The organism is Saccharospirillum sp. MSK14-1 (assembly GCF_003054965.1).
GTDB lineage: Bacteria > Pseudomonadota > Gammaproteobacteria > Pseudomonadales > Natronospirillaceae > Saccharospirillum.
The window spans coordinates 1032584-1058225 of record NZ_MIES01000033.1 but is presented as its reverse complement, the minus strand read 5'-3'; the positions used below and the strand labels follow the sequence as shown (position 1 = coordinate 1058225).

At 55.7% G+C, this 25642-nt stretch carries 24 protein-coding genes; 20 read left to right on the top strand and 4 right to left on the bottom strand.

Going from position 1 to position 25642, the window contains the following annotated elements; genetic code table 11:
* Window positions 1–52: 52 nt before the first annotated feature.
* Entirely contained in the window at window positions 53–2809 is a 2757-nt protein-coding gene (gene rne, locus BGP77_RS13890; protein WP_108165316.1) for a ribonuclease E, read from the bottom strand.
* Window positions 2810–3323: 514 nt separating this feature from the next.
* Here rne and rluC point away from each other — a divergent pair.
* On the top strand, window positions 3324–4274 hold the full coding sequence (rluC, locus tag BGP77_RS13885; protein WP_108165315.1) for a 23S rRNA pseudouridine(955/2504/2580) synthase RluC: 951 nt from the start codon (window positions 3324–3326) through the stop codon (window positions 4272–4274).
* A 15-nt stretch (window positions 4275–4289) separates the two neighbouring features.
* On the top strand, window positions 4290–5282 hold the full coding sequence (locus BGP77_RS13880; protein WP_108165314.1) for a S49 family peptidase: 993 nt from the start codon (window positions 4290–4292) through the stop codon (window positions 5280–5282).
* Here the strand turns inward: BGP77_RS13880 and BGP77_RS13875 are convergent.
* The gene (locus BGP77_RS13875; RefSeq protein WP_108165313.1) at window positions 5279–5854 is read right to left on the bottom strand and encodes a nucleoside triphosphate pyrophosphatase; all 576 of its coding nucleotides are present in this window, start codon (window positions 5852–5854) and stop codon (window positions 5279–5281) included. The two genes, BGP77_RS13880 and BGP77_RS13875, sit on opposite strands and share 4 nt — an antisense overlap.
* A gap of 59 nt (window positions 5855–5913) precedes the next feature.
* On the opposite strand from BGP77_RS13875, the gene BGP77_RS13870 reads away from it, so the two are divergent.
* From BGP77_RS13870 to holB, 11 genes are all read left to right on the top strand, one after another.
* Window positions 5914–6447, top strand: a complete 534-nt coding sequence (locus tag BGP77_RS13870; protein ID WP_108165312.1) for a YceD family protein — start codon at window positions 5914–5916, stop codon at window positions 6445–6447.
* Between the two features lie 92 nt (window positions 6448–6539).
* On the top strand, window positions 6540–6722 hold the full coding sequence (rpmF, locus tag BGP77_RS13865; protein WP_108165311.1) for a 50S ribosomal protein L32: 183 nt from the start codon (window positions 6540–6542) through the stop codon (window positions 6720–6722).
* A gap of 6 nt (window positions 6723–6728) precedes the next feature.
* A complete protein-coding gene (locus BGP77_RS13860; protein WP_108165310.1) occupies window positions 6729–7724 on the top strand; it encodes a phosphate acyltransferase in 996 nt (331 codons plus the stop codon).
* 162 nt (window positions 7725–7886) lie between these two features.
* Window positions 7887–8825 (top strand): ACP S-malonyltransferase, encoded by a 939-nt coding sequence (fabD, locus tag BGP77_RS13855; RefSeq protein WP_108165309.1) that lies wholly within the window; start codon window positions 7887–7889, stop codon window positions 8823–8825.
* The gene (gene fabG / locus BGP77_RS13850; protein ID WP_233252396.1) at window positions 8819–9562 is read left to right on the top strand and encodes a 3-oxoacyl-ACP reductase FabG; all 744 of its coding nucleotides are present in this window, start codon (window positions 8819–8821) and stop codon (window positions 9560–9562) included. The genes fabD and fabG overlap by 7 nt, the downstream gene beginning before the upstream one ends.
* A gap of 88 nt (window positions 9563–9650) precedes the next feature.
* A complete protein-coding gene (acpP, locus tag BGP77_RS13845) occupies window positions 9651–9887 on the top strand; it encodes an acyl carrier protein (protein ID WP_108127175.1) in 237 nt (78 codons plus the stop codon).
* Window positions 9888–10013: 126 nt separating this feature from the next.
* Complete coding sequence (fabF, locus tag BGP77_RS13840; protein ID WP_108165307.1) at window positions 10014–11252, top strand: beta-ketoacyl-ACP synthase II; 1239 nt, start codon at window positions 10014–10016, stop codon at window positions 11250–11252.
* Window positions 11253–11279: 27 nt separating this feature from the next.
* On the top strand, window positions 11280–12095 hold the full coding sequence (gene pabC / locus BGP77_RS13835) for an aminodeoxychorismate lyase (RefSeq protein WP_108165306.1): 816 nt from the start codon (window positions 11280–11282) through the stop codon (window positions 12093–12095).
* The gene (mltG, locus tag BGP77_RS13830) at window positions 12088–13134 is read left to right on the top strand and encodes an endolytic transglycosylase MltG (protein ID WP_108165305.1); all 1047 of its coding nucleotides are present in this window, start codon (window positions 12088–12090) and stop codon (window positions 13132–13134) included. Before pabC ends, mltG begins: the two co-directional genes overlap by 8 nt.
* Window positions 13131–13751, top strand: coding sequence for a dTMP kinase (gene tmk / locus BGP77_RS13825; RefSeq protein ID WP_108165304.1), 621 nt, complete (start codon window positions 13131–13133; stop codon window positions 13749–13751). The genes mltG and tmk overlap by 4 nt, the downstream gene beginning before the upstream one ends.
* Window positions 13748–14707: a DNA polymerase III subunit delta' gene (gene holB, locus BGP77_RS13820; protein ID WP_108165303.1), complete on the top strand. Its 960-nt coding sequence runs from the start codon at window positions 13748–13750 to the stop codon at window positions 14705–14707. Before tmk ends, holB begins: the two co-directional genes overlap by 4 nt.
* 8 nt (window positions 14708–14715) lie before the next feature.
* Here holB and BGP77_RS13815 read toward each other — a convergent pair whose 3' ends face one another.
* Window positions 14716–15591 carry a hypothetical protein gene (locus tag BGP77_RS13815; protein WP_108165988.1) on the bottom strand — a complete coding sequence of 292 codons (876 nt, stop codon included), beginning with the start codon at window positions 15589–15591 and terminating at the stop codon, window positions 14716–14718.
* 88 nt (window positions 15592–15679) lie between these two features.
* Between BGP77_RS13815 and BGP77_RS13810 the strand changes: the two genes are divergently transcribed.
* Both BGP77_RS13810 and BGP77_RS13805 read left to right on the top strand, forming a co-directional pair.
* Window positions 15680–16297, top strand: a complete 618-nt coding sequence (locus tag BGP77_RS13810; protein WP_108165302.1) for a TetR/AcrR family transcriptional regulator — start codon at window positions 15680–15682, stop codon at window positions 16295–16297.
* Complete coding sequence (locus BGP77_RS13805) at window positions 16287–16808, top strand: DUF1285 domain-containing protein (protein ID WP_108165301.1); 522 nt, start codon at window positions 16287–16289, stop codon at window positions 16806–16808. The genes BGP77_RS13810 and BGP77_RS13805 overlap by 11 nt, the downstream gene beginning before the upstream one ends.
* A gap of 30 nt (window positions 16809–16838) precedes the next feature.
* Here BGP77_RS13805 and BGP77_RS13800 read toward each other — a convergent pair whose 3' ends face one another.
* Window positions 16839–18494: an electron transfer flavoprotein-ubiquinone oxidoreductase gene (locus BGP77_RS13800; RefSeq protein WP_108165300.1), complete on the bottom strand. Its 1656-nt coding sequence runs from the start codon at window positions 18492–18494 to the stop codon at window positions 16839–16841.
* Between the two features lie 275 nt (window positions 18495–18769).
* Here BGP77_RS13800 and BGP77_RS13795 point away from each other — a divergent pair, with 275 nt between their 5' ends.
* The 5 genes from BGP77_RS13795 (at window position 18770) to gspF (ending at window position 25641) form a co-directional block, all read left to right on the top strand.
* Window positions 18770–19519: an electron transfer flavoprotein subunit beta/FixA family protein gene (locus BGP77_RS13795; protein ID WP_108165299.1), complete on the top strand. Its 750-nt coding sequence runs from the start codon at window positions 18770–18772 to the stop codon at window positions 19517–19519.
* Complete coding sequence (locus tag BGP77_RS13790; protein ID WP_108165298.1) at window positions 19519–20445, top strand: electron transfer flavoprotein subunit alpha/FixB family protein; 927 nt, start codon at window positions 19519–19521, stop codon at window positions 20443–20445. Before BGP77_RS13795 ends, BGP77_RS13790 begins: the two co-directional genes overlap by 1 nt.
* Window positions 20446–20691: 246 nt before the next feature.
* On the top strand, window positions 20692–22854 hold the full coding sequence (locus BGP77_RS13785) for a response regulator (RefSeq protein WP_108165297.1): 2163 nt from the start codon (window positions 20692–20694) through the stop codon (window positions 22852–22854).
* An 82-nt stretch (window positions 22855–22936) separates the two neighbouring features.
* The gene (gene gspE, locus BGP77_RS13780; protein ID WP_108165296.1) at window positions 22937–24430 is read left to right on the top strand and encodes a type II secretion system ATPase GspE; all 1494 of its coding nucleotides are present in this window, start codon (window positions 22937–22939) and stop codon (window positions 24428–24430) included.
* Window positions 24430–25641 carry a type II secretion system inner membrane protein GspF gene (gene gspF, locus BGP77_RS13775; RefSeq protein WP_108165295.1) on the top strand — a complete coding sequence of 404 codons (1212 nt, stop codon included), beginning with the start codon at window positions 24430–24432 and terminating at the stop codon, window positions 25639–25641. The genes gspE and gspF overlap by 1 nt, the downstream gene beginning before the upstream one ends.
* Window position 25642 lies beyond the last annotated feature (1 nt).

Sequence of the window (25642 nt, the reverse complement as noted above, 5' to 3'; positions counted from 1 at the left end):
AATAAAAAAGCCGGCGGTATGCCGGCTTTTTTTGGTTAAGCGATCAGCTGAATCACTGCTCGCCCTGTTCACGCTGCTGACGGCGACGCACTTCGCGCGGATCGTTAGGTGCCCGACCTGACGCTGTCGGTTCAGCCGATGTTGCCTCAGACTCTGTATCAGTCGCTGGCGTGCTGGTTTGCACAGGTTCAGTCACCGGAGTCTCTGATGCTGCGACGGGTTCAACCTCTTCCGCTGGAGCAGGCTCATCGACCTCAATGGGCTCATGCGCGACACTGGGCTCCGGAGAATCTTCCAGTTTTGACGGCTCTGCTTCTGCAGCAGGTTCTTCGGTCACCGGTGCTGTGTTCTCTACCGGTTCAGCAGTGACGTCATTAGTGACCTCTTGTACCTCTGCGTCGGATTCGACCGCAGGGGCAGGGGTTATGGCTGCTTCATTTGACTCAGCTTTTGAGGCAGCTTTTGGTGCAGATATGTCTGCTTGCTCAGTGGTTGCCGGTTTCGCTTCGCTGGATTCGACCGGAGTCTCCACCACCGAGCCGGTCGCCGCTTGTTCTGCGGCTGTCGAGCTGGCTGGACTCTCGGTTTTGGCCGGAGCGTTGTCAGTTGTCGGCTGTTCAGCATTGATCAGCGCAATCACGGTATCGATATCGCTGACCACCTCGTCCGGACGTTCCGGGTTGGGACGCTTGCTCGCGTTCTTGCTGACACCACGGACTTTGCGGTTTTTACCAACTTCCGACTGCGGTACACGACCGGTGCTGTTTTCGCGTTCGTCACGGCGCTTTAACTGAGGCTGTTGCTGACGACCTTTGTTCCGGTCGTTGCGGCTGTTGTCATCATCGCTTGATGGGGACTGAGCTTTAACCTCGTCGTTTTTACGCTCGCGCTGTCTGTTGTCGTTTTTCTTTTTATTGTCGTTGTCGTCATTCCGGTTATTGCTCTGACGACGATTATCCCGTGCCTGGCCATTTTGGGCGTTGCGGCCGCCGCGACCTGACGAACGGTTGTTCGAACGACCATTACGCGATGGGTTGCCATCACGACCAGAGCGGCGCTGCTGACCGCCTTTGTTGGCGTTGCTGTGTTTTTTCTTGGCCGACTTATCGCTGCCGCCGAAGAGCGCTTTGAACAAACGAGCCAGTAGACCCGGGCCTGCCGGTTTCGCTGCTTTGACCGGTTTTGCAACCGCCGGCTTTTCAGTGCTAGGCGCTGGTTGACGCGGTGCCTGAATATTGGAGATGGCCGCTTCCTGAGGCTTTGACTGAGTTTCCAGTACAGCCTCTGTCTCAGACGGTGTTTCTTCAAACTTCAGTGCATAGCTCGGCGCTGCATTAATCAGGTTTTCGTCGTCATCACGCAAACGCACCACTTCGTAATGAGGGGTTTCCATTTGCGGATTAGGAACCACCAGAACATGCACTTTAAGGCGCTGTTCAATTTCGTGGATGGCTTCGCGCTTTTCGTTCAACAAGAAGGTGGCGACCGACAGCGGCACAATAGCGCGAATCTGGGCGGTACGTTCTTTCAGTGACTCTTCTTCAACCAAACGCAGAATCGCCAGTGACAGTGATTTCACATCACGGATGATGCCGTGGCCGTTACAGCGCGGGCAGACGATGCCGCTGGTTTCGCCCAGAGACGGACGCAGACGCTGCCGCGACATTTCCAACAGGCCAAAGCGTGACAACCGGCCAACCTGTACGCGAGCGCGATCTGAATTGGTGGCTTCTTTGATGCGGGATTCAACTTCGCGTTGGTGCTTGGTCTGGTTCATATCGATAAAGTCGATAACGATCAGACCGCCCATGTCGCGCAGACGCAATTGACGAGCAATTTCCTCGGCCGCTTCCAGGTTGGTGTGGAACGCCGTCTCCTCAATATCGCCGCCTTTGGTGGAGCGAGAGGAGTTAATATCGATGGATACCAACGCTTCGGTTGGATCGATCACAATGGAGCCACCGCTGGGCAACTTCACTTCACGTTGGAAGGCACTCTCGATCTGAGATTCGATCTGGTAACGGTTGAACAGCGGAACCGGATCTTCGTAGCGCTTCAGTTTGCTCTGGTAGTTCGGCATCACTTTCTGCACAAAATCCAGCGCGTAATCGTAAGCGTCTTTGCTGTCGATCAGTACTTCGCCAATGTCCTGGCGCAGGTAGTCACGAATGGCCCGCAGAATGACATTACTTTCTTGCAAAATCAGGAAAGGTGCCGGGCGTGATGTGGATGCCTCGCGGATTGACTGCCACAGTTGGATCAAGTAATCGAGGTCCCACTGCAGTTCTTCAGCGCTGCGACCAATACCGGCGGTACGGACGATGACGCCCATGCCATCGGGAACGGTGATGCCTTGCAGGGCTTCACGAATCTGGGCGCGCTCATCGCCTTCGATACGACGGGAAATACCACCGGCACGAGCGTTGTTGGGCATCAAAACCAGATAACGGCCAGCCAGACTGACCATGGTGGTCAGGGCGGCACCCTTATTACCGCGCTCTTCTTTATCAACCTGCACAATGACTTCCGTGCCTTCTTTCACCAGCTCTTTAATGCTGGAGCGTGACGACATGGATGGATCAATGAAGTATTCGCGGGCGATTTCTTTCAGCGGGAGGAAGCCGTGGCGCTCAGCCCCAAAGTCGACGAAAGCGGCTTCTAGGCTGGGTTCGATGCGGGTGATTTTGCCTTTATAGATGTTGGCTTTCTTTTGTTCACGAAAGCCAGTTTCGATATCAAGGTCGTAGAGTTTTTGGCCGTCTACCAGTGCAACCCTAAGCTCTTCGGCCTGGGTTGCGTTGATCAGCATTCTTTTCATTGAAGTATACGTACTCTGCTTTTAATGAGTGACAGAGCAGCAAGGGCAGGATCGACAGGCGGGCGAACACCGAAATACAAAGGATCACGCAATTTACACGGCTGTGGCGAAATGGCACCACAGCGGGTCGGTGTTTTTCCATGAACAACCGGGTCACGGAAAGAGTCTTACGGGGATGCCGGCTCTTTTTAGAAGCACTTTCGTTCTTTGGTGAAGTGCTTTCTTCCGTATGAACCCAACGTCATACGCTGTTTTAAACTGTACTTGCTGCCCAACCAATTCGTTCAGCGCGATGCCTGTCATCGTGCTGGTGGTTGGGTTCCGCTTCCCGGCCGCCTGTGTGGTCTCTGGGCGGGGGGAGCTGCGGACTCCCAGCTCGCTGGAGTTTAGCACCAAGATTACAACCCATCAATAAATGCTCTGGTGTCTCTTAGGCTCTGACTATCATCGCTGAAGCGCAGCCAGGAGACTGGTATCATGCGCCTTTTATTGCAGGCGCCTTACCGTGTCAAAAGTCAGTTTTTATCGCGTCGAGATGGATAGAGCCGGTCAGAGGATCGATAATTTCCTGATTGGCTATTGGAAAAAGCTCCCTAAGAGCCGTGTTTATCGGGTGCTGCGTAAAGGAGAGGTTCGGGTTAACGGCAAGCGTGTTAAGCCGGAGTATCGGTTAGTGGCCGACGATGAAATTCGTTTACCACCAGTGACTCTGCCGGAGTCGAACACGGAAACGGTGATGCCGGGGCAATCGCTGCAACAACATCTGGATAGTGCCATTTTGTACGAGGATGACTTTGTTGTTGCTATTAACAAGCCCTCTGGTCTGGCGGTTCACGGAGGGTCCGGTATTCGTCTGGGACTGATTGAGTCCTACCGGGCGATGCGGCCGGAGCTGAAGTTTGTTGAATTGGTCCATCGTCTCGATAAAGACACGTCGGGCGTGGTGTTGATTGCTAAAAAGCGCAGCGCCTTGACGCAATTGCAGGCCGAGTTTCGAGCCAAAACGACGGTGAAAAAGACCTATTGGTGTCTGGTGCATGGCCGCTGGTCGGATAAGGTAACCGAAGTCGACGCCCCATTGCGTAAACAGCAGGCGGTTGGTGGCGAGCGCTTTGTACGGGTCGCCCCGGATGGCAAAGCCTCGTTAACGCGTTATCGAGTGCTTAAGTCATACCCGCAGGCAACCTGGGTGGAGGCTCAGCCAGTGACGGGCCGAACGCATCAGATTCGGGTGCATTGTCAGCACGCGGGGCATCCGATTCTGGGAGATAGCAAATACCAGACCGGCCGGGCAGAGCAGCTGTGTCGGGAGATGGGGCTGGAGCGCTTGTTTTTGCACGCCGCTCAGCTTAGGGTGCCGCACCCGGATACGGGGCTGGAATTAGTCGTAGAGGCGCCGCTGGAGCAGTCGTTAGCCAGCTTACTGCAGCGATTGTCGGCGGACTCTCATTCTTAATACAGGCGATAAGCGATGTTCGGAAAAGATCGATCCTCAACAGATGGTACTGAAAACTGGGCCGGTTCGCGCAAAGAATGGCAGTTGATCGAAAAGGTCGTCCTGGCGAATACGGCGGAACTGAAAAAACAGCGTCGCTGGGGGATTTTCTTCAAACTTCTTACCTTTGTGTATCTGTTTGCACTGCTTTGGCTGTTCGTGCTGGGTAAGTCGTTTAAGTCGGACAATGTTCCAGAGGCAACCGGCGGCCATACCGCGGTGGTTGAAGTTCGTGGTGTGATCGCTGATGGCGAAATGGCCAGTGCTGATCGCATTTATGCCAGTCTTCAATCTGCGTTAAATCACCCCGATACCCGTGCTGTTATCCTCCGCATCAACAGCCCGGGCGGCAGTCCGGTGCAGTCTTCCTACATTTTTAACGAAGTTCGCCGACAGCGCGAACTGCATCCAGACATTCCAATCAACGCGGTCATTGCCGATACCGGTGCCAGTGGTGCTTATTACATCGCGGCCAGTGCTGAGAACATTTACGCCAATGGTGCGAGCCTTGTCGGTTCCATTGGCGTAACGGCCGCCAGTTTTGGCTTTGAAGAGCTGATCGAGCGCCTGGGCATCGAACGCCGCGAATTTACGGCCGGTGAGCACAAAGCATTTCTTGATCCGTTTCAGCCTGTGGATCCGGAAGAGCGTGAATTGTTTGAAGCCTTGTTAAACGACGTCCATCAGCAGTTTATTGAGGATGTGCGCGCAGGGCGGGGGGATCGCTTGGACGAGAGCAACGATAAGCTGTTCTCTGGCCTGGTCTGGACCGGCGATCAAGCGGTCGAACTGGGCTTGATCGATGGCATAAAGTCGACCTCCGAGCTGGCACGCGAGCTGGGTTATCCGCAATTGGTCGATTTTTCAGCTCACCTCACGCCTTGGCAGAAGTTTGCGCGTGACCTGGGCGTAGGCATTGCTCAGACACTGGTTAAACTGGGTGTCACGGAGCAATGGCAGCTTCGCTAAGGCAATTGATAATTGGACTGGCGCAGTCGCTGCGCCAGTGAAATTAACGGCAGGCCGATCAGCGCGTTAGGGTCGTCGCTGCGTATCCAGTCAAAGAGTGTGATGCCCAGCGCTTCGGCTTTGAAGCTGCCCGCACAATCTAATGGTTGCTCGGCGGCAACATACCGCTCGACCTCCCGCCGCGTTAATCTCCGAAATCGAACTTCAGTGGTAACCAGCCACGCATCCTGTACTGGCCCAGCCAATGCCACGCCGCTGTAGAAGGTAACGGCCTGGCCTGAACAGGCGAGTAGTTGATGGCAGGCTCGCTCCCGTGTACCAGGTTTAGACAGCAAAGAGCCGTCTGGCGCGGCAGCGGTTTGGTCGCTGCCAATAATCACATGGTCTGGAAATTCGCCACTCAGGCTTTGGGCTTTGTTGTGCGCCAGACGCAAGGCGAGGGCGTCTGGTAACTCACCTGGCAATGGGCTTTCATCGCAATGAGGCGCCGCCTGAGTGAAGCTCAAACCCAGGGAAGCCAATCGCTCAGCCCGATATTTTGAGGTGGAAGCCAGTAGTAGCGGGGCTTGCATGGGCATTAACTCCTAAAAACTTTTGACTTGAAACCGCTCATCCGTATCATACCGCGCCTATGTCGAAATCCGAGCTTCCCGATCACCTCGATGCATACAAGCTGGCGGAGCAAACTACGTCCCTCAGCGGCCGGGTATCGCCCGCTCGACTGACTCGTTTAGGCGAAGCAGTCTTGCGAATCGATGACAGCGTCGAAGCACAGTTGGATTTCTTCCAGGATGAGGAATATCGCCGCATCGTGGCAGGACATGTCAGTGGGTGTGTCGAATTGGAATGTCAGCGTTGTCTGCAACCCATGCAACAACAGCTGGATAGCCAGTTCCGTTTGGCCATCGTCTATAACGATGAGATGGCCAAGGCTTTACCGGCTGACAATGAGCCTTTGATGTTGCTGCCGGATGAGTCTTTGGACCCGGCCATGATTCTGGAAGAAGAGTTGTTGCTGTGTCTGCCTTTGCAGGCAATGCACGATGAGACGGAATGTCGGATTCAGACCGAGTTTGCACCGGCCGAGGATGAGCAAAGCCCAGCCGAAGCGGAGCCAGCTCGGGATAACCCTTTTCAGGTGTTGGCTTCACTGAAAAAGGACTGAAAGGTCCGGTGAAGCTGACCGGAAAATAACAGCCAAAGTTGGCGCTGCCAGCTTTGATACAGTTAATTGTTATACATCAGGAGGCTACGGCCATGGCAGTTCAACAGAATAAAAAGACTCGTTCCCGTCGCGGAATGCGTCGCGCTCACGATTCTCTGAAGGGCACCGCTCTGGCAGTCGATCCGACTACCGGCGAAACCCATCGTCGTCACCACGTTTCTCCGGACGGTTTCTACAAAGGCCGTAAGGTCATCGCGGACGCCGACGGCGAGTAAGTTACGATGGCTGTTCTAGCCATCGACTTGCAGGGAGGGGATCAAGGCCCCTCCCAATTAATGCCTGCCACTATCGATTTTTTCGATCACCATCCTCACCACCGTGCCATCCTCTTCGGTCAAACCCACAGCTGCCAACCTTATCTGGGCTCTTTGCCGACTAATATGTCGTTCCGCCCCTGTGATGGACAATTGCCCGCGGGTCTGAATCCGGCGCGACTGCTGCGTCATGACTATCAAAGTGCCATTGAAGCGGCGACTCAATGCTTGGCGAAAGATGAAGCTGACGCCTTGGTTTCCTCTGAACATACCGGCGTTCTGATGACCTTATTGCATCGGCACAGCTTGGTTCATCCCGCTTTGGAGCGTCCTGCGCTGGTCAGTTGGATACCAACGTCGAAACAGCCTGTGTTGATGTTGGATTTAGGGGCTTCGTTTGCGGCGTCTGCTGAACAATTGCTGGGGTTTGCCGCAGCCGGTCTAGCCATTGCCAGCGATCGCAGCAGTCGTAAACCGCGTTTGGCGTTGCTGAATCTCGGTGTCGAAGCCAATAAAGGCCCGCCGGCGCTGCACCTGGCTGCAGAGCGGTTGGGCAGCTGGCCCGATGTGGATTTTCGCGGATTCGCCGAGGCCAGCACCATTTTTCGTGGTGACTACGACTTGATCATTACCGACGGTTTTACCGGGAACGCCGTGATTAAATCAGCGGAGGGCACGGTCGATTTGTTGTTGTCTGCGTTAAAACAACAATTGGGCGGTGATCTGCTCGGCAAGCTGATGGGGTGGGTTTTGGGCAAGCGATTGCAGCCACTGCTGAACCAGCTTGATCCACGTGCCAGTAACGGCGCCTTATTGGCCGGTACCGGGCTGACCGTCATTAAAAGCCACGGTCACGCCGATGAGTTGGCATTTAAAGCGGCCATTGCTCGTGCGGTCGAAGCCACTGAGGGTGGCTGGAGCCAGCGTGTATTACGTCGACTCGATCCACTGCTGGCTGACTGAGCCATTCTGGTTCATCGGTCAATAATTCGACTTGAGCTTTTCCCTGGGCTCATAAATGTTTTAACAGCGTCTCTCTTTACTGAATCGCCTCGCAGACCATAATGCACGCCAGACAAGCTACCCCGCCCGGGTAGCCCATCCGAGATTGAAAGGAAAAGCACCATGGCTCAATCGTTCGCGTTTGTGTTCCCCGGCCAGGGTTCTCAGCAAGTCGGTATGCTGAGTGACTTGGCGGAGCATTATCCGCTGATCGGTGACACTTTCACCGAAGCCTCCGATGCCCTGGGATACGATCTGTGGGCATTAGTGAATCAAGGCCCGGCAGAAGACCTCAATCGAACTGAAAAGACTCAGCCTGCCTTACTGACCGCCAGTACGGCGCTATGGCGGTTGTGGTGCGCTGAAGGCGGTGCTCAGCCGGCAATGCTGGCAGGCCATAGTCTGGGCGAATATTCCGCTCTGGTTGCGGCTGAAGTATTGCCATTGGCCGAGGCAGTGCGTCTGGTTGAAAAGCGTGGCCAGTTGATGCAGGCAGCGGTCCCGGCGGGCGAAGGCGCTATGGCGGCTATCCTGGGCCTGGATGACGATGCGGTCGTGGAAGGTTGCCGTCAGGCGAGTGAGGCTGGTGTTGTTGAAGCGGTTAACTTCAATACTCCGGGACAGGTTGTGATCGCTGGCGCCAAAGAAGCCGTTGATCGTGCCATCGAAGTATTAAAAGAAGCTGGCGCAAAGCGTGCCATGCCGCTGCCGGTCAGCGTGCCATCGCATTGCCGTCTGATGCGTGATGCGGCCGATGAACTGGCCAAGTATATGAACAGCCTGACACTGGCCGATGCCCGTATTCCGGTGGTTCAGAACGTGACCGCCCGTGCTGAGCGCAGCATCGACACCATTAAGCCGAATCTGATTGAACAGTTGTATCGCCCGGTTCTTTGGTCTCAATCGGTAGCGGAGTTGGTACGCCAAGGCGTGACAGAGACCATCGAGTGTGGCCCAGGCAAGGTACTGACAGGACTGAACAAACGTATAGACAGCAGCCTCGAATTGACCGCCTTAGGCAGTCTGGCTGCGTTTCAGGATCGCATAGGGAGTGCATCATGAGTGACGCCAAACTGGTATTGGTAACCGGCGCTAGCCGTGGGATTGGCGCTGCCATTGCCGATGAGCTGGGCAAAACAGGTTACCGTGTCGCCGGAACCGCGACGTCTGACAGCGGTGCTGAGAAAATCACCGAGCGCTTTAAAGCGGCCGGAATCGATGGCAAAGGCTACCGTCTGAATGTGACCGAAGCGGAATCCATCGATGCGTTGATGAGTACCTTGAAAGAAGAATTCGGTGATCCGGCTATTTTGGTTAACAATGCGGGTATCACTCAGGACAATCTTTTCCTGCGCATGAAGGAAGCCGAGTGGGACGGTGTTATCGACACCAACCTGAGTTCTGCTTTCCGCATGAGTAAAGCCGTCATTAAAGCGATGACTCGTGCCCGTTGGGGCCGAATCGTGAATATCTCTTCCGTAGTGGCTTCGTCCGGCAATGCGGGTCAGGTAAACTACGCGGCGGCTAAAGCGGGTTTGGAAGGTTTGACTCGCTCTTTGGCGCGCGAGATTGGCTCGCGTTCCATCACTGTGAATTCTGTCGCTCCGGGCTTTATCGCCACGGACATGACCGATGAACTGCCTGAAGCGAACCGTGAGGCCTTGCTCAAGCAAGTCCCTCTGGGTCGTCTGGGCGATCCGAAAGAAATTGCCGCGGCCGTTGCTTTTTTGGTCAGCGACTCGGCGTCTTACATCACGGGTGAGACGCTGCACGTCAACGGCGGCATGTACATGGGCTGATCGGGTGGTTTTGACTTGCCCGTCAGCGATGGCTTTTAATACACTAACGCGCACTGAACGGTGCTGATTCCAATTAGGGAGTGTTCCAATGAGCAACATTGAAGATCGCGTCAAGAAAATCGTCTGCGAACAGCTGGGCGCAAAAGAAGAAGACGTAACGGCCCAAGCGTCATTCGTTGACGACCTGGGTGCCGACTCGCTCGACACCGTTAACCTGGTGATGGCGCTGGAAGAAGAATTCGAAACCGAGATTCCGGACGAAGAGTCTGAGAAGCTGGCGACTGTCCAGGACGCGATCGACTATATCAACGCCCACCTGGGCTGAAGAATCGGCCGCAAGGCAGCCGTTCTATTCTGATATTGAAGCCGTATTGTCGCCAGGCAGTACGGCTTTTTAGTTTCCGGATGATGGGTTCGCCCCTACGGAAAAACATTGGGATTGGAGGATTCTATGTCACGCCGCAGAGTCGTAGTGACGGGTCTGGGATGCATCAGCCCGCTGGGGAACGACACGCGTTCCACCTGGGATGGCATTCTGGCCGGCCGGAGCGGAGCCGCTCCTATCGAGCTGTTTGATACTGAAAAATACGGCACTAAGTTTGCCGCGACGGTTAAAGGGTTTGATCCGACATTGACGATCAACCCCAAAGACACCAAAAAAATGGATGGCTTTATCCAATATGGCTATGCCGCTGCTGTTGAAGCCATCCGTGATGCGGGTCTAGAGGCCACGGATGCCAATGCGCATCGTATCGGCCTGGCCATTGGTGCGGGTATTGGTGGCTTGGACAGCATTGAACGCAACCACGCAGCGCTGGAGAAATCCGGTCCTCGTCGGGTATCGCCGTTCTTCGTCCCCTCAGCGATCATCAATATGATCTCGGGCTACCTGTCGATTGATTACGGCTTCAAAGGCCCGAACATCGCCATCACCACCGCCTGTACCACCGGTACCCATAACATCGGTTACGCGGGCCGTACCATCGCCTATGGCGATGCTGATGTGATGGTCGCTGGCGGTGCTGAAATGGCATCCACGCCACTGGGCATCGCTGGCTTTGGCGCAGCTCGTGCGTTATCGACGCGCAACGACGATCCGCAGCATGCCAGTCGCCCTTGGGACAAAGACCGTGATGGTTTTATGCTCGGTGACGGTGCTGGCATTCTGGTGTTGGAAGAGTATGAACACGCCAAGGCACGTGGTGCGACCATCTACGCCGAGTTGACGGGCTTTGGAATGAGTGGCGATGCTTACCACATGACGTCGCCGCCCGAAGATGGCTCTGGCGCCTGTGCCTCCATGCGCAATGCCATTGCGGATGCGGGCCTGAACGCGACCGACATTAGCTACATCAACGCACATGGCACCTCAACACCAGTCGGTGATGTCGCCGAAAGCCGTGCCGTTGAAATGCTCTATGGCGCTGATGCCAGTCAAGCGGTGATGAGCTCGACTAAATCGATGATTGGTCACCTTTTAGGCGCAGCTGGCGCGGTGGAAGCCATTTTCAGTGTGCTGGCGATTCGTGATCAGGTGGCACCACCGACCATCAATCTCGAACAGCCTGGCGAAGGTTGTAATCTGGATTACGTGCCCAATACCGCACGTAATATGAGCATTACACACAGCCTGTCGAACTCCTTTGGGTTCGGTGGAACCAATGGCACGCTGGTTTTCAGCAAAGTCTAAAGGACGGGGCTTCGGCCCCGTTTTTTTATGAATCTGAACGTACTCAACGGACGCTCGTCCGATTATCTCGATAGCCGTCACCGCGCTTTGGCTTATGGTGATGGGCTCTTTGAAACCTGCTGGGTGCAACACGGCCAAATACGCTTTTGGGACGACCATCGGCAGCGCCTGAGTGAAGGTGCGCAGCGGCTTGCCTTAAACTGGGACGCAGACGATCAACATCGGCTTGAATCGGAACTGACCAAAGTATTGCCGGTAAGCAGTAAACCCTTAATCTGCAAGATCATGTTGTTGCGCCAGGCACCCGGCCGAGGTTACGACTTCGATCCAGAGCAGCAGCGGTGCGATCGGCTGATTCAATTGACGGATTACCAGCAGCCCGCTTGGCAAGCTGAAGCGGCGAGGGTCGTGAGCTCAGCCGTTCCCGCCTCTATCAACCCGGTGTTGGCTGGACTGAAACACCTCAATCGTCTGGATTCGGTTCTGGCGCGGCAAAGCGCTCGCGTGGCCGGAGCGCACGAGGCTCTGCTGGCATTACCCTCGGGTTTTCTGGTGGAGGGCAGTATGAGCAATATCTTTATTAAATCCGGCTCACAATGGCAGACGCCGCGCTTGGATCAGGCAGGCGTGAATGGCATTATTCGCCGTCGCTGGCTGCGCCTGGGCAGCCTGATTGAAGCAGACTGGCTGCTCGAGGATTTACCGAAGGCGGATGGCCTTGTATTGGGTAACGCCTTGATGGGGATCGTGCCAGTCGCCTCTGTCGATAACCAGGCCTTCGTTTTGCCAAGCCCCATGGAACTGGCAGATCTGCGCAATCTGATTGGATTACCGAGTGATTAAACGACTACTGATCGCCGTGGTTCTGGTAGGCACCATTGCCGGAGCCGGCCTTGCGCTCTATGCGCATGACGAACTGACATCCCCTTTAACGCTGTCTGAAACCACGCTCTATCAGGTTGAGGACGGCGCTTCGTTAAAGCGTGTGCTGAACGATTTTTCCAATCGCGGTTGGATCGGCGATCCGCGCTTGCATGAAATTTGGTTACGTGTGACAGACCAGACCGCCATTCAGCGTGGCGAATATCGATTGCTGCCCGACGAATCACCCAGCGACGCCATCGCCCGTATGATCGCCGGCGACAAAGTATTACGCTCGGTACAGTTCATTGAGGGCTGGAATTTTCGACAGATTCGCGCTGCGTTGATGCTCCAGGAGCATCTGGAACAGACTCTGCCGACGTTATCCGATCAGGCCGTTGCCGAGTTGCTTGGTATTGAACAAGCGAATCCCGAAGGGTGGTTCTTCCCCGATACCTATTTGTTTGAGCGGGGGCTGAAAGATGTCGAAGTACTGCGCCACGCTTACCAGAAAATGCAGCTTGAGTTAGAGCGGGCCTGGGCGATGCGGGCCGATGACCGGGCGATTGAGACGCCTTATGAGGCGCTGATACTGGCATCCATTATTGAAAAGGAAACCGGTGCGGCCTTTGAGCGGCCACAGATTTCCGGTGTGTTCAGCCGACGCCTGCAGCAAGGCATGCGCTTGCAGACGGATCCCACCGTGATCTATGGCCTGGGCGATGATTACAACGGCAATTTAACGCGGGCTGATTTGCGTCGTGACACCCCGTATAACACCTATCGACGTGGCGGCCTGCCACCGACTCCCATCGCCAGCCCCGGTCGCGGCGCGTTAGAGGCGGCGGTGAACCCCGATGATGGCAGCACCTTGTATTTTGTTGCCAAAGGCGATGGCACTCATTTGTTTTCCGATACCTATGATGAGCATCGTGCCGCTGTTCGTGAGTATCAACGGTTTGGTCGCCGCCGCGATGACTACCGCTCGGCGCCACCGCCGGAAGAGGAATCAACACCGTGAAAGCCGGCTTCATCACCATTGAAGGCCTTGAAGGTGCCGGCAAAACGACGCAGCGCTCGGTGCTGGAGGGCTGGATCACCCAGCGTTTTGGCGTGCCGTTAGTCACGCGTGAACCGGGGGGCACATCCATCGCCGAGCGTATTCGCTCTTTGGTGTTGTCCCATGATGACGAACCTTTGGATGCTCTGAGCGAGTTATTGTTGGTGTTTGCTGCTCGTCGACAGCACCTGACTCATGTTATTCAGCCGGCCTTGGCCTCCGGTCAATGGGTCATCAGTGATCGCTTTGCGGATGCTTCCTTCGCTTATCAGGGCGGCGGCCGTGGCTTGCCTTGGTCGCATTTGCAAACGTTAGAGGATTGGGTGTTGGATGGATTCTCTCCCGATCTGACACTCTGGCTGGATTGTCCCATCGAGGTTGGGCTGGCCCGGGCTCGCCAGCGTGGTGAACTCGACCGTATCGAAGAAGAAGATCTGGCCTTTTTTGAACGCGCCCGCACCGCTTATGAACGTCGCTACCAGGAACACCCAGAGCGCATTGTGCGTCTCGATGCCTCTGTTGATGTTGATGCGTTAAGTCGGCAGGTGGTGTCGGTACTGGAGGAACGCTTCGGATGAGTTCAGCTTTGCCTGTCTGGTTGCAACCAGCGAACGATCGGTTGATGCTGGCCTATCGCGCTGAGCGTCTACCGCATGCCGTTCTTATCATCGGCCGTGTGGGGGATGGTTTGCACCACTTTGGGCAACGACTGAGTCATCAATTGCTGTGTACGGCCGCGACGGATCGTCCCTGTGGCCAGTGCCGTGCTTGCCAGTTGGTCGCGGCGGGATCCCATCCGGATCAACGCGTTATCGAACCTGAAGGTAAAAGCGAAACCATCAAGGTCGATGCCATCCGCGATATTGCCAATTTTATGCATGAAACGGCGCAGCAAGGTGGCAACAAGGTTATCCGCCTGACCCGTGCGGACCGCATGAACAACAACGCCGCCAACGCGCTGCTGAAAATGCTCGAAGAACCGACCGCCAATACCTTTTTGTTGTTGGAGACCGAATCGCTGTCACGGCTGTTGCCAACGGTGCGCTCACGTTGTCGCCTGTTGCGACTGGATCGGCCCACCCTTGAGCAAGCCCAGCAATATCTTGATCAACACAATGTTACTGAGCGCGTGGAAGACCGCTTGGCGTTGACGGCCGGTGCGCCGCTGGCGGCGGTTGAATTGACTGACGACACCTTGAGTGCCTGGCAGGAGAGAGTCGAGCGCTTTCGTCAGGAGCGGGGCTTCAGCGACCTGGCTGCCTTCATTGCCCAGCAGGACAGCGACGCGTTGCTGACTCAATTAATGATCTGGATTGACAGCGCAGTCCACCAGCAATTTCACACCAATACCCCCATCAGTAACCTGGATGCCCCGGTGGTTACGCCTTTGTCCGGCTTGCCGAGCACCCAGCTTTTTGCCTTTCGAGACTTGATCATCCGTCTTAAAGAAAGTCTGGCAGGACAGGCGAACCTCAATGCTCAGTTGTGGAGTGAGCAGCTGGCCTCGCGCTGGTTGGAGCTGACGTCCCGCTAGATCGTCTGCTAATCGGCTTCCTGGCGTCGTTTTTTGTCTGCCTCAGGTGCGGGCAGCGGCTCGCCTGAGCCGACGAGTCCATCCTCAATATAATGCCTCGATTCTTCGCTTGTCAGCGACACAGTACCTTCCCACGGCATCAAGCGATAGGCTGGACTGGCATTGCCTTCAAAGTCCATATAAGGGTATTTGATGATGTCGAAGTACGGGCTGTAATCGAAATCGCTGGGTGTACATAACTTGGGGTTACGCTGGAACAGCCTGACATTGCCATTGACTTCGCGTTTCACCAGCGGCAGTAACGGGAAGGAGACGGCGGCAAAGGCTTCTGCCAGCATCGTGGAACAGACGGTCCGGGTACCACCACCAGGCTTCCAGCGGAATAACGACGAGCGCAACCGACGCGGAAACAAGCTCCAGGGCAGATAGAAACGCCATAAATCGAGAATCTGACGAACGTCGTAGCGTGTGCCCAAACGGCCGATGGCGTAGCCAAGGACCAGTTGGACGTCCTCGTAGGCGAGGTCACGCGGTCGGCAAATACGCAGATGTCGGTGTTGGTAGACGTTCAGTGGGCGGATCACCGTGCCCAAACCAAGTTGGCTTTCGGCGATCAACTGAACATCCGGCTGACCATCGTAGAACTCCCGAATTCGCTGGCGCAACATTGGATCAGCCACATCGTGCAGCCGGCCAATATAGAGTGCGGCATGAGACCAGCGACTGCGTGTGACAATGCCAATCACCTCGGCAACACGCGAGCGCCCTTCGACCAAGATGACATCACCACTGCGAATTTCGTGTCGCAACTTGCGAAAATCGCTGCGCGGATAATCCGGGTCATCTTTCTCTTCGGTTAACCAACGCTTTAAGAAAGTAAGCATAAGGCCGAGGTTACCTCCGCTGCCTTGCATTGCCGGGGTCTGTCCCACAGTTATAGACTAGTCGTTAAATACCGCTCTATCGAGATTCATGCTCAATACGCTCTTGCCAGTCAAAGACCGACATCCCACTGAGAGTGCCATTCTCAATTCCGCCATGAGTCTGTTTTTGTTGGCCGGAGAGGACAGTGTCACTGTCAGTCGGTTAATTCAGACGGCCGGTATCAGTCGCTCGGTTTTCTACCACCATTTTTCCGGCAAGGATGACCTCTACGCCGCCATGTTACTGTCCGATGAATTGGGCATTGGCGAAATGCTGCACCGGGTTCGGCGCAGTCAGGACTTGGCTACTTTGATGCGCGAGTGTTTGAAATACCGCATTCAACACATCGATAAACATCGCCTGATGATGCGCTTAGAAACCAAGCTCGCAGGCGAGGGCAGCAATCTGGAGCGTTATCGACAGTGGCAGCGACTGAAGCGCAATCACATGGCGCTGTTCGCGGAAATCACCAGCGAGCTGCTCGACGTCGATGCCGACAGCGATGACCTGCGTTTTCTGTATGGCCTGGTTTGGACACTGGCTGACGGCCTGGCCTCGTTGCGCGATAACGAGCTGTACCACGAATTGATTCAGGACCGGCGCGGATTCAGCCGCTTTTTGCTGGATACCATTGCCCAGATAGGACACAAGCCGAATGCAACTTGAAGCCCTACTGCAACACATCGGTGACCAGAAACAACCGCCCGTAGAGCGCTGGGACCCGCCATTTTGTGGCGATTTGGATATGCAGATTCGTCGTAATGGCGATTGGTTTTACCAAGGTACGCCGATCGGCCGGCCGGCGATGGTGAAATTATTTGCCAGTGTGCTCAAGCGGGAAGGCGACGATTACTTTTTGGTTACGCCGGTGGAGAAGGTTGGTCTGCAAGTAGAGGCAACCCCCTTTATTGCGGTCAGTGCTGATCGAGTGGAAGACACCTGGATTGTCACCAACAACCTGGGCGAACAGCAACCCTTGGATGTGGCGCATCCTCTCGATGCAACCGGTGACCCTGACAACCCGACACTGAGCTGGCGACGTAACCTTCCTGCGCGGGTCCATCAAAACCTGATGTACCAATGGCAGAGCTGGGCACTGGAGCAGGGCGGGCTTGATGCAAGCGGTCGTCTTTGGCTTGACAGTGGCGGTCAGCGCTTTTTATTGGCACAGACATAAAAAAAGGCCCCGGTTGGGGCCTTTTGGTTGTTACATATTGGGGTAGTTGGGACCACCACCGCCTTCCGGCGTGACCCAGGTAATGTTTTGCGCCGGGTCTTTAATGTCGCAGGTTTTGCAGTGCACGCAGTTCTGAGCGTTGATCTGGAACTTCGTCTGCCCATCATCGCCTTCAACCACCTCATAAACACCGGCCGGGCAATAGCGCTGTGCTGGTTCGGCGAATTTGGGCAGGTTGTCACGGATGGGTAGATCGGGATCCGTCAGCTTCAGGTGTACCGGCTGATCTTCTTCGTGGTTGGTGTTCGAAAGAAACACCGAACTCAGCTTATCGAAACTCAACTCACCATCTGGCTTGGGATAGTCGATGGGCTGGAACTGATCGGCCGCTTTCAACTGGGCGTGGTCGGGCGTGGCGTCCGACAGCGTCCAGGGCAGTTTGCCGCGGAAAATATTGATGTCGATAAAGGCATAGGCCGAGCCGAGGATGTTGCCCCACTTGTGCTGAGCCGGACCAAAGTTGCGTTGCTGGTGCAGTTCTTTCCAGGCCCAGCTGTCGCGGAATGCCGTATCGTAATCAGACAGATCCTGACCCGCTTCCCAGCCTTGAGCGGCTTGCTTGAGGATCACCTCGGCAGCCACCATGCCGGATTTCATCGCGGTATGGCTGCCTTTGATTTTGGCAAAGTTCAGCGTGCCAGCGTCACAACCGATCAGCAGACCGCCCGGGAAATGCATCTTCGGCAGGCTTTGAATACCGCCCTTGGCAATCGCCCGGGCGCCATATGAAACCCGCTTGCCACCTTTCAAAACTTTGGCAAAGGTGGGGTGGTGTTTCAGACGCTGAAATTCATCGAACGGGCTGATATAGGGATTGGCGTAACTCAGGTCAGTGATCAGGCCGACCACTACCTGATTGTTCTCCAGATGGTACATAAAGCTGCCACCGGCAGCGCCGTTTTCATCCAACGGCCAGCCGGCGGTATGGACCACCTTGCCGGGTTCGTGAACCTCTGGGCTGACATCCCAGAGTTCCTTGATGCCCAGGCCGTAATGCTGTGCTTCGGCGTTGGCGTTGAGATCAAACTTGGCCATCAGCGATTTGCCCAGATGGCCGCGTGCACCTTCGGCGAAGAGGGTGGTTTTGGCGTGCAGTTCCATGCCCGGCATATAGCCGTCTTTTTCGGTGCCATCGGCACCGATGCCCATATCGCCAGTGACAATGCCTTTCACTGAGCCGTCGTCGGCGTAGAGCACCTCAGCAGCGGTAAAGCCAGGGAAGATTTCCACACCCAGCGCTTCGGCCTGTTCGGCCAGCCAGCGGCAGAGGTTGCCCAGGCTGATGATGTAGTTGCCCTTGTTGTGCATGGTGGTCGGGGCAAACAGGCCCGGCACCCTAATGCCGCTGCTGGCACTGCGCAGCACCTGGATGTCATCGGCCGTAACCGGCGTATTCAGGGGCGCACCCTTTTCCTGCCAGTCCGGGATCAGTTCGTTCAACGCCCGCGGTTCAAAGACAGCACCGGAGAGAATATGGGCGCCGACTTCCGATCCCTTTTCCACCACACAGACGCTCAGTTCCTGGCTGCTGTCGGCAGCGCCTTGCATCAGGCGTATGGCTGCCGACAATCCGGCTGGGCCGGCTCCAACGACAACAACGTCAAATTCCATGGATTCGCGTTCCATAGGGACCTCCTGGTTCACGCCCGGTGGGCCGGGGCAGATTCGTCGCGACGCTTGCGGTTGCACGGAGCGAGCGCCGCTCGTTGTAATTTGTGGTTTTGGCGCCATCTAGGCTCACGGTCTGTGGAGCTAGTTCGCCGACGAGCGGCAGTTTAACTGGTCGTTTGGAAAAATTAAAACAACTGTTTGAATTTTTCGTTTAAAACGGCTTAAATGAGGCCCAATCTCAATACCGGCCCGGCTTTCCGGGCAACCGCATCCAGACGATTGAGGACACTATGAAAGTACTGGTACCCGTCAAGCGTGTTGTGGACTACAACGTCAAAGTCCGCGTCAAGCCGGATCACAGCGATGTCGACCTGGCCAATGTCAAAATGGATATGAACCCTTTCTGCGAAATTGCCGTGGAAGAGGCTGTCCGTTTAAAAGAGCAGGGCAAGGTTGATGAAATCGTTGTGCTGTCCATCGGCGAAGCCAAGGCCGAAGAACAACTGCGTAAGTCGATGGCACTGGGTGCCGACCGCGGCATTCTCATCACTACCGATGAAGCACCGGGATCGCTCTCGGTTGCCAAGCTGATCAAAGCGGTGATCGATGAAGAGCAGCCCGGCCTGGTCATTCTCGGTAAGCAATCGATCGACAGCGACAACAACCAGACTGGCCAGATGCTCGGTGCACTGACGGGCTGGGCGCAGGGTACCTTCGCTTCCAAATTGGAAATCGAAGGCGACACCGCCAAGGTAACTCGCGAAATCGATGGCGGCCTGCAAACAGTTGCCTTAAAGATGCCGGCGATCGTAACCACCGATTTGCGTCTGAATGAGCCGCGCTACGCCAAGTTGCCGGACATCATGAAGGCCAAGAAAAAGCCGCTCGATAAGAAAACCGCCGATGACTATGGCGTTGCCATCACTAAGACCGTTAAAACGCTGAAAGTCGAACCACCTGCCGAGCGCGAAGGTGGCATCAAAGTCGGTTCGGTTGCCGAGCTGGTCGACAAACTGAAGAACGAAGCGAAGGTGCTGTGATGAGTATTCTGATTATTGCGGAACACACTAACGAAGCCTTGTCGTCAGCCACGGCCCATACGGTGACAGCGGCGCAGGCCATCGGTGGCGATATCGACGTTCTGGTCGCCGGTGAAGGCGCTCAGGCGGCGGCTGACCAGGCTGCCAAGCTGAATGGTGTTAAGCGTGTCTTGCTGGCCGATAGCCCATTGTACAAGCACGCCCTGGCTGAAGAACTGGCGGCTCTGGTTGCTGACCAGGGTAAGAATTACAGCCATATTCTGGCCAGTGCTACAACGTCCGGTAAGAACTTTATGCCTCGTGTGGCGGCCTTGCTGGATGTGGAACAGATCTCTGACATCATTGCTGTAGAGTCGGCCGATACCTTTAAGCGCCCGATCTACGCGGGTAATGCGATTGCCACGGTTCAGTCAGAAGACGCCATCAAGGTGATTACCGTACGCGGTACCGCTTTCGATGCCTGCGCTGAAGACGGCAGTGCCGCTGTTGAAACGATCGACGCCTCGGCCGCAGTTGCGGTCTCTGAATTCGTCGGCGAAGAGCTGGCTAAATCGGACCGTCCGGAGCTGACTTCCGCCAAGATCGTTGTTTCCGGTGGTCGTGGTCTGGGCAACGGCGAGAACTTCGAGCTGCTGTACAAGGTGGCGGAAAAACTGGATGCCGCTGTCGGTGCGTCACGCGCCGCGGTCGACGCGGGTTTTGTGCCCAACGATATGCAGGTTGGGCAGACCGGTAAAATTGTCGCACCAGAGTTGTACATTGCAGTGGGCATTTCCGGCCAGATTCAGCATTTGGCGGGCATGAAAGATTCCAAAGTCATCGTCGCCATCAACAAAGACGAAGACGCGCCCATCTTCCAAGTCGCTGATTATGGTCTGGTTGCTGACCTGTTTGAGGCGGTACCAGAGCTGGAAAAAGCGCTGTAACGATGATAAGCAAGACGCTGGACGGGAGACGGAAGACGCTGAAGGTCAGGTATACCTAACCTGCGTTAAGCGTCTTCCGTTCAACGTCTCCCAATAAAAAACCCGGCCTTCGCCGGGTTTTTTATTGGCTTCAATCCGTCAAGGAAGGGCAAAGCGCCTCGTGACGGTTGGGTCCGTTCTCATCTGCAGGTATAGTGGCCGGATTTTCGGCGGCCAGGGCCGGTCGTCGCTGTAACGGAAGCTGTCATGAGCTGGTTTTTCAAACCACAGCATAAAGCCCAGAAAGATCGGGCAATTCTCAAACGCATCGACGAAACGCTGAGCCGCCAAGGGTTGCCCAGCGCCATCCTGCATTTCCTCGTTTTTCTGTTGCTCGAATGGCAGTGGCGTTCGCTGGGTCCGGTACCCAATGCCAGCTATGTCTTTGGTTTGCTGTTGGTCATCATGGCCTCCTGGCGCTTCATTATGATCGCCCAGTTCAATGACTGGTATGGTCGCGGCCCTGCGCGCTGGCGTGACTGGTTTATTGGGTCTGGTTTCCTACACGCGGGCCTGTGGTCGGCTTATTTGTTGTATCGCCTGGCCGGTCCGGACCATCCCATCCAATTACTCGGACTGCTATACACCTTGGCCGTCGCTGCTGGCGGTACCTTTGTCTATTCGTTATACGGGCGGACGGTCCGTATTTATCTGGCCGTTTTGCTGTGGCCCGTTGCCACCTATTACGCCTTTGCTCAAGACACCGCCGGTCACTGGTTTATCAGTCTGGCATTTGTGGCGCTCTATATGTATCTGGTCAGTACGGCCGGTCGTGTATCGGAACTGGTGTGGGGCTTTTTAACGCATAACCACGAATTGAAAATGCGTTTGCGAGCACTGGAACAGGCGCGCGAAGCCAATGTGATTCAGGCCACGACCAACCGCCGCTTCATCAATCAATTGCTGCATCGGGTGAAGAACCCACTCAGCGGCTTGCTGGGTGTTTTGGGCATGCTCAGCCACGATGAGTCATCCAGCGAGCATCAAGGCATGCTGAACATTGCTCGTCGTAGCGGTCATTCCATTCTCGATCTGGTGAATGACCTGGAAGCCTACATCGAACAGCGAGATCAGGCGCGAGTGCCGCAGTCGGTGGTGTTCAATTTGCGCAAAACGCTTGAGCATGCGTTGTCGGATATGGGCAGTAAGGCTCATGAACATGGTCTGGAACTGGCGTATCTCTATCACCCTGCGGTGCCTGAACGCATTGAATCGGACCCACAATGGTTGTCCAACGCCTTCCGCCGTCTGCTTGATTTCGCCCTCGACAGCGCTCAGGAAGGTGAAATCACGGTGCGTATTGCGGTCGATCAGCGCGGTGAAGAAGAGCGTCTGTTGTTGTCGTTCTATTTCATCAATGAAGAAGTCACTACTGAAGATTTACGTGCGGCCATTCATCGCAATATGGATACCTTGCCGGAAGACGAGGATGTTTCCGATCAACTAACGCTGATGGTCGCCTCCGCTCAATTCCGCGCGATGGGCGCTGAACTCACCGCTAGTAGTCGAGACAAGGGTCACCTGAAAACCATACGGGTGTCGCTGCCGATGATTGCATCCTCGCAACAGGCCAGTTCGTTCCGTCCCGCACGGTTTATGGCGGGTCGCTCGGTGGTGTTGTCCGATTTGAGTCCGGTCAACGAACGAGCGCTGAGCGCCGAATTCCTCAGTTGGGAGATGAGTGTTTCCACCTGGCCTTTGGAACGATTGCTGCAGGAATCGGATCAGCCAGCTGACTTTATTTTGTTGAATATTCCGGTTCAGGATGGGCCAGCGCGCCACACCCTGGCGCAAGTGCAACAACTGCTACAGCGGCTAGAGGGACAGTCGGTTTCGGTTTTCCTCTACGCCTCCGAACTGCAACGCGGCTTATTGTCTGATTTGAGCGGCCGTTTCCAGTTCATTGAAAAGCCCATTACCCGTGATGCGTTGCTGCATGCATTTCGTCGCGCTTTGGATGATCATCGTCCTGACAGCGATCAGGATTATCGCTGTGGCGATACCCGTGTGTTGTTGGCTGAAGATAATCTGGTGACTCAAAAGGTGATCAGCCGCTTGCTGGAGCGCATTGGCGTGACTGTCGATTCCGTGGTTAACGGTCGCGAAGCTGCGCACATGGCCATGTCGGGTGATCCGTATGATCTGGTCATCATGGATTGCTTGATGCCGCGCATGGATGGCTTGGAAGCCACCCGTCTGATTCGCCAGCAGGAGTTAAACTCGGGCGAGCACATACCGATCATCGCTATGACGGCCGAAGATACACCGGAGCAGGAGCGGGCCTGCCTGGCCGCCGGAATGGATGATTTCATGGTGAAACCGGTCAGTTATGAAAACCTGGTGACGTTGGTCCAACGCTGGGTAGGCTGACGTTTCCGCCGTTTGGGTCGCCAGGATCAGGACGGTTACTATAACGCTTAAGGATAAGCGGATTGAACATCGGGATGACGCAATGACAGCGGTACCTTCGGTCGAATTTGAACGGCGTTTGCCATTCGCCTTTGCCAAACGACATGGCGTGGTGATTGATTTTCAGCATGTCGATGGCCCTCGCTTGCTGTATCGGCCTAATGCCAACCTGAATGCCTTACAGGAAGCGCAGCGACTGGCACAGCAGCTGTTGCCACAGGTTCAGGTCAACGATCAGGAATTTGCCGATCATCTGAATAAGGCCTATCAAACCGATGGCGATGACGCCATGCAAATGGTTGAAGGTCTGGGGGAAACTCTGGATCTGAGCTCACTGGCCGATTCTGTCCCTGAAACCGAAGATCTGATGGAGCAGGAAGACGACGCGCCCATCATTCGCCTGATTAACGCCATTCTGACCGAGGCGGTGCGAGAAAATGCCTCGGATATTCACATCGAAACCTATGAAAAACGCCTGTCGGTGCGTTTTCGTGTGGATGGCGTACTGCGTGAAGTGGTCCAGCCCAAGCGCGCCTTAGCGCCACTTCTGGTGTCACGGATCAAGGTGATGGCGCGACTCGACATCGCTGAAAAGCGGGTGCCGCAAGACGGCCGAATTGGCCTGCGCGTGGCCGGAAGAGAAGTTGATTTGCGGGTCTCAACAATGCCTGCGAATCACGGTGAACGGGTCGTGTTACGTCTGCTCGACAAGCAGGCCGGGCATTTGGAGCTGACGCATCTCGGTTTGCACGAACAGGCTTTGTCGACACTGAGCGATCTGATCCAGCGTCCCCACGGCATCATTCTGGTAACCGGGCCGACCGGTTCGGGTAAGACCACCACGCTCTATGGCGCGCTGCAGGCGTTAAACAGCCACGCTCGCAATATCATGACGGTTGAAGACCCTATCGAATACAGCCTTGCCGGTGTCGGCCAGACTCAGGTGAATACCAAGGTGGACATGACCTTTGCGCGGGGGTTGCGGGCCATTTTGCGTCAGGATCCGGACGTGGTGATGATCGGTGAGATCCGCGATCACGAAACCGGCGAAATTGCCGTTCAAGCCAGCTTGACGGGCCATCTGGTGCTTTCAACGCTGCACACCAACAGCGCGGTGGGCGCCGTTACGCGGTTGCAGGATATGGGTATTGAGCCCTTCCTGCTGGCGTCGAGTCTGATTGGCCTGGTGGCCCAACGTCTGGTGCGCACGCTCTGTCCCGACTGCAAAACGCCTTATCAGGCTGATCCCGCCGAATGTGACTATCTGGGTTTGGACCCGGCACAGCCTCCAACCTTGTATCACGCAGCCGGTTGCAGTGCTTGTCGCAACTCCGGCTACCGGGGCCGAGCCGGCCTTTATGAAGTGATTCGTGTCGATGAAGCCATGCGTCAACTGATACACGACCAAGCAGGTGACATTGATCTGGAACGTCACGCCCGCACCTTGTCGCCAAGCATTTTGCAAGACGGCAAAGATAAGGTGCTGGCGGGTCAGACCACGCTGGAAGAAGTTCTGCGCGTTTACCGGAGCTATTGATGGCTGCTTTTGAATTTGCCGCTCTGGATGAAAATGGTAAGCGTCGTACCGGCGTTTTAGAGGCGGACAGCAGCCGACAGGTACGCCAGCAACTGCGCGATAAAGGCTGGTTCCCCGTTGAGGTTGAAGCCAGCCAGAAGAGCCAGAACCGCGGCCCGGGTTTATTGGGTGGTCCATCGATTTCGGTGCCTGACCTGGCTTTGGTGACACGCCAGCTGGCAACCTTGGTGGCGGCAGGTATCCCGCTGGAAGAGGGGTTGCGAGCCGTGGCGGAGCAATCCGAAAAAGCCCGTATACGCAGCCTCATGCTGGCGGTGCGCTCACGCGTGCTGGAAGGTTACAGCCTGGCGCGGGCCCTTGGTGATTTCCCGCGGGCGTTTCCACGTTTGTATTGCGCGACCGTCGATGCGGGCGAACACAGTGGGCACCTTGATCGGGTTCTGAACCGTCTGGCGGATTACCAGGAAGACCAGCAAAAGACGCGCAAACAGATTCAGATGTCGTCCATCTACCCAACCTTTCTGACCCTCGTCGCGCTGGGCATTGTTGTCTTTCTGCTCAACTCGGTGGTACCCGACATCATCGGCGTTTTCACCTCCACAGGCGAGCAACTCCCTGGACCAACCCGTGCCTTGCTGGCGGCCAGTAACTGGGTACAAAGCTGGTGGCTGGTGAGCCTGATTGTCATCGCATTGGCATTGTTGGGGTTTATGATCTGGAACCGCGACCCGAGCCGGCGACGCATCACCCATCGCTGGTTATTGCGTCTGCCACTGATTGGCCGCGTTTCCCGGGGTTTTAACACCGCTCGATTCATCGGTACGGTGGCCATTCTTTCCGGCAGCGGCGTGCCGTTGGTGGAGGCCATGCGCATTGCCGCCGAGGTGGTCTCCAATCTGGAAATTCAGGCGGCCGTTCGAACGGCAACCGTTCGGGTGTCTGAAGGTGGTTCGTTGCATAAGGCACTGGCAGAATCCGGATATTTCCGGCCGATGATGCTGCATATGATTGCCAGTGGTGAGGCCAGTGGTGAATTGGATGCCATGTTGCAACGCACCGCCGATGCCGAGGACCAGCAGATCAAGGATTTGATCAATACGGTACTGGGCTTGTTTGAACCGATCATGGTGTTGTTGATGGGCGGCATTGTGCTGATCATCGTACTCGCCATCGTTTTGCCCATTATGGAAATGAACAGTTTTGTCGCTTAGG

Coding starts and splice junctions, on each gene's coding strand:
- BGP77_RS13785 (WP_108165297.1), top strand. CDS start 20,692: ATGAGCTGGTTTTTCAAACCACAGCATAAAGCCCAGAAAGATCGGGCA.
- rpmF (WP_108165311.1), top strand. CDS start 6,540: ATGGCAGTTCAACAGAATAAAAAGACTCGTTCCCGTCGCGGAATGCGT.
- BGP77_RS13800 (WP_108165300.1), bottom strand. CDS start 18,494: ATGGAACGCGAATCCATGGAATTTGACGTTGTTGTCGTTGGAGCCGGC.
- BGP77_RS13870 (WP_108165312.1), top strand. CDS start 5,914: ATGTCGAAATCCGAGCTTCCCGATCACCTCGATGCATACAAGCTGGCG.
- BGP77_RS13795 (WP_108165299.1), top strand. CDS start 18,770: ATGAAAGTACTGGTACCCGTCAAGCGTGTTGTGGACTACAACGTCAAA.
- BGP77_RS13810 (WP_108165302.1), top strand. CDS start 15,680: ATGCTCAATACGCTCTTGCCAGTCAAAGACCGACATCCCACTGAGAGT.
- gspE (WP_108165296.1), top strand. CDS start 22,937: ATGACAGCGGTACCTTCGGTCGAATTTGAACGGCGTTTGCCATTCGCC.
- BGP77_RS13875 (WP_108165313.1), bottom strand. CDS start 5,854: ATGCAAGCCCCGCTACTACTGGCTTCCACCTCAAAATATCGGGCTGAG.
- fabF (WP_108165307.1), top strand. CDS start 10,014: ATGTCACGCCGCAGAGTCGTAGTGACGGGTCTGGGATGCATCAGCCCG.
- BGP77_RS13815 (WP_108165988.1), bottom strand. CDS start 15,591: ATGCTTACTTTCTTAAAGCGTTGGTTAACCGAAGAGAAAGATGACCCG.
- acpP (WP_108127175.1), top strand. CDS start 9,651: ATGAGCAACATTGAAGATCGCGTCAAGAAAATCGTCTGCGAACAGCTG.
- BGP77_RS13805 (WP_108165301.1), top strand. CDS start 16,287: ATGCAACTTGAAGCCCTACTGCAACACATCGGTGACCAGAAACAACCG.
- holB (WP_108165303.1), top strand. CDS start 13,748: ATGAGTTCAGCTTTGCCTGTCTGGTTGCAACCAGCGAACGATCGGTTG.
- fabD (WP_108165309.1), top strand. CDS start 7,887: ATGGCTCAATCGTTCGCGTTTGTGTTCCCCGGCCAGGGTTCTCAGCAA.
- BGP77_RS13790 (WP_108165298.1), top strand. CDS start 19,519: ATGAGTATTCTGATTATTGCGGAACACACTAACGAAGCCTTGTCGTCA.
- gspF (WP_108165295.1), top strand. CDS start 24,430: ATGGCTGCTTTTGAATTTGCCGCTCTGGATGAAAATGGTAAGCGTCGT.
- pabC (WP_108165306.1), top strand. CDS start 11,280: ATGAATCTGAACGTACTCAACGGACGCTCGTCCGATTATCTCGATAGC.
- rne (WP_108165316.1), bottom strand. CDS start 2,809: ATGCTGATCAACGCAACCCAGGCCGAAGAGCTTAGGGTTGCACTGGTA.
- BGP77_RS13880 (WP_108165314.1), top strand. CDS start 4,290: ATGTTCGGAAAAGATCGATCCTCAACAGATGGTACTGAAAACTGGGCC.
- BGP77_RS13860 (WP_108165310.1), top strand. CDS start 6,729: ATGGCTGTTCTAGCCATCGACTTGCAGGGAGGGGATCAAGGCCCCTCC.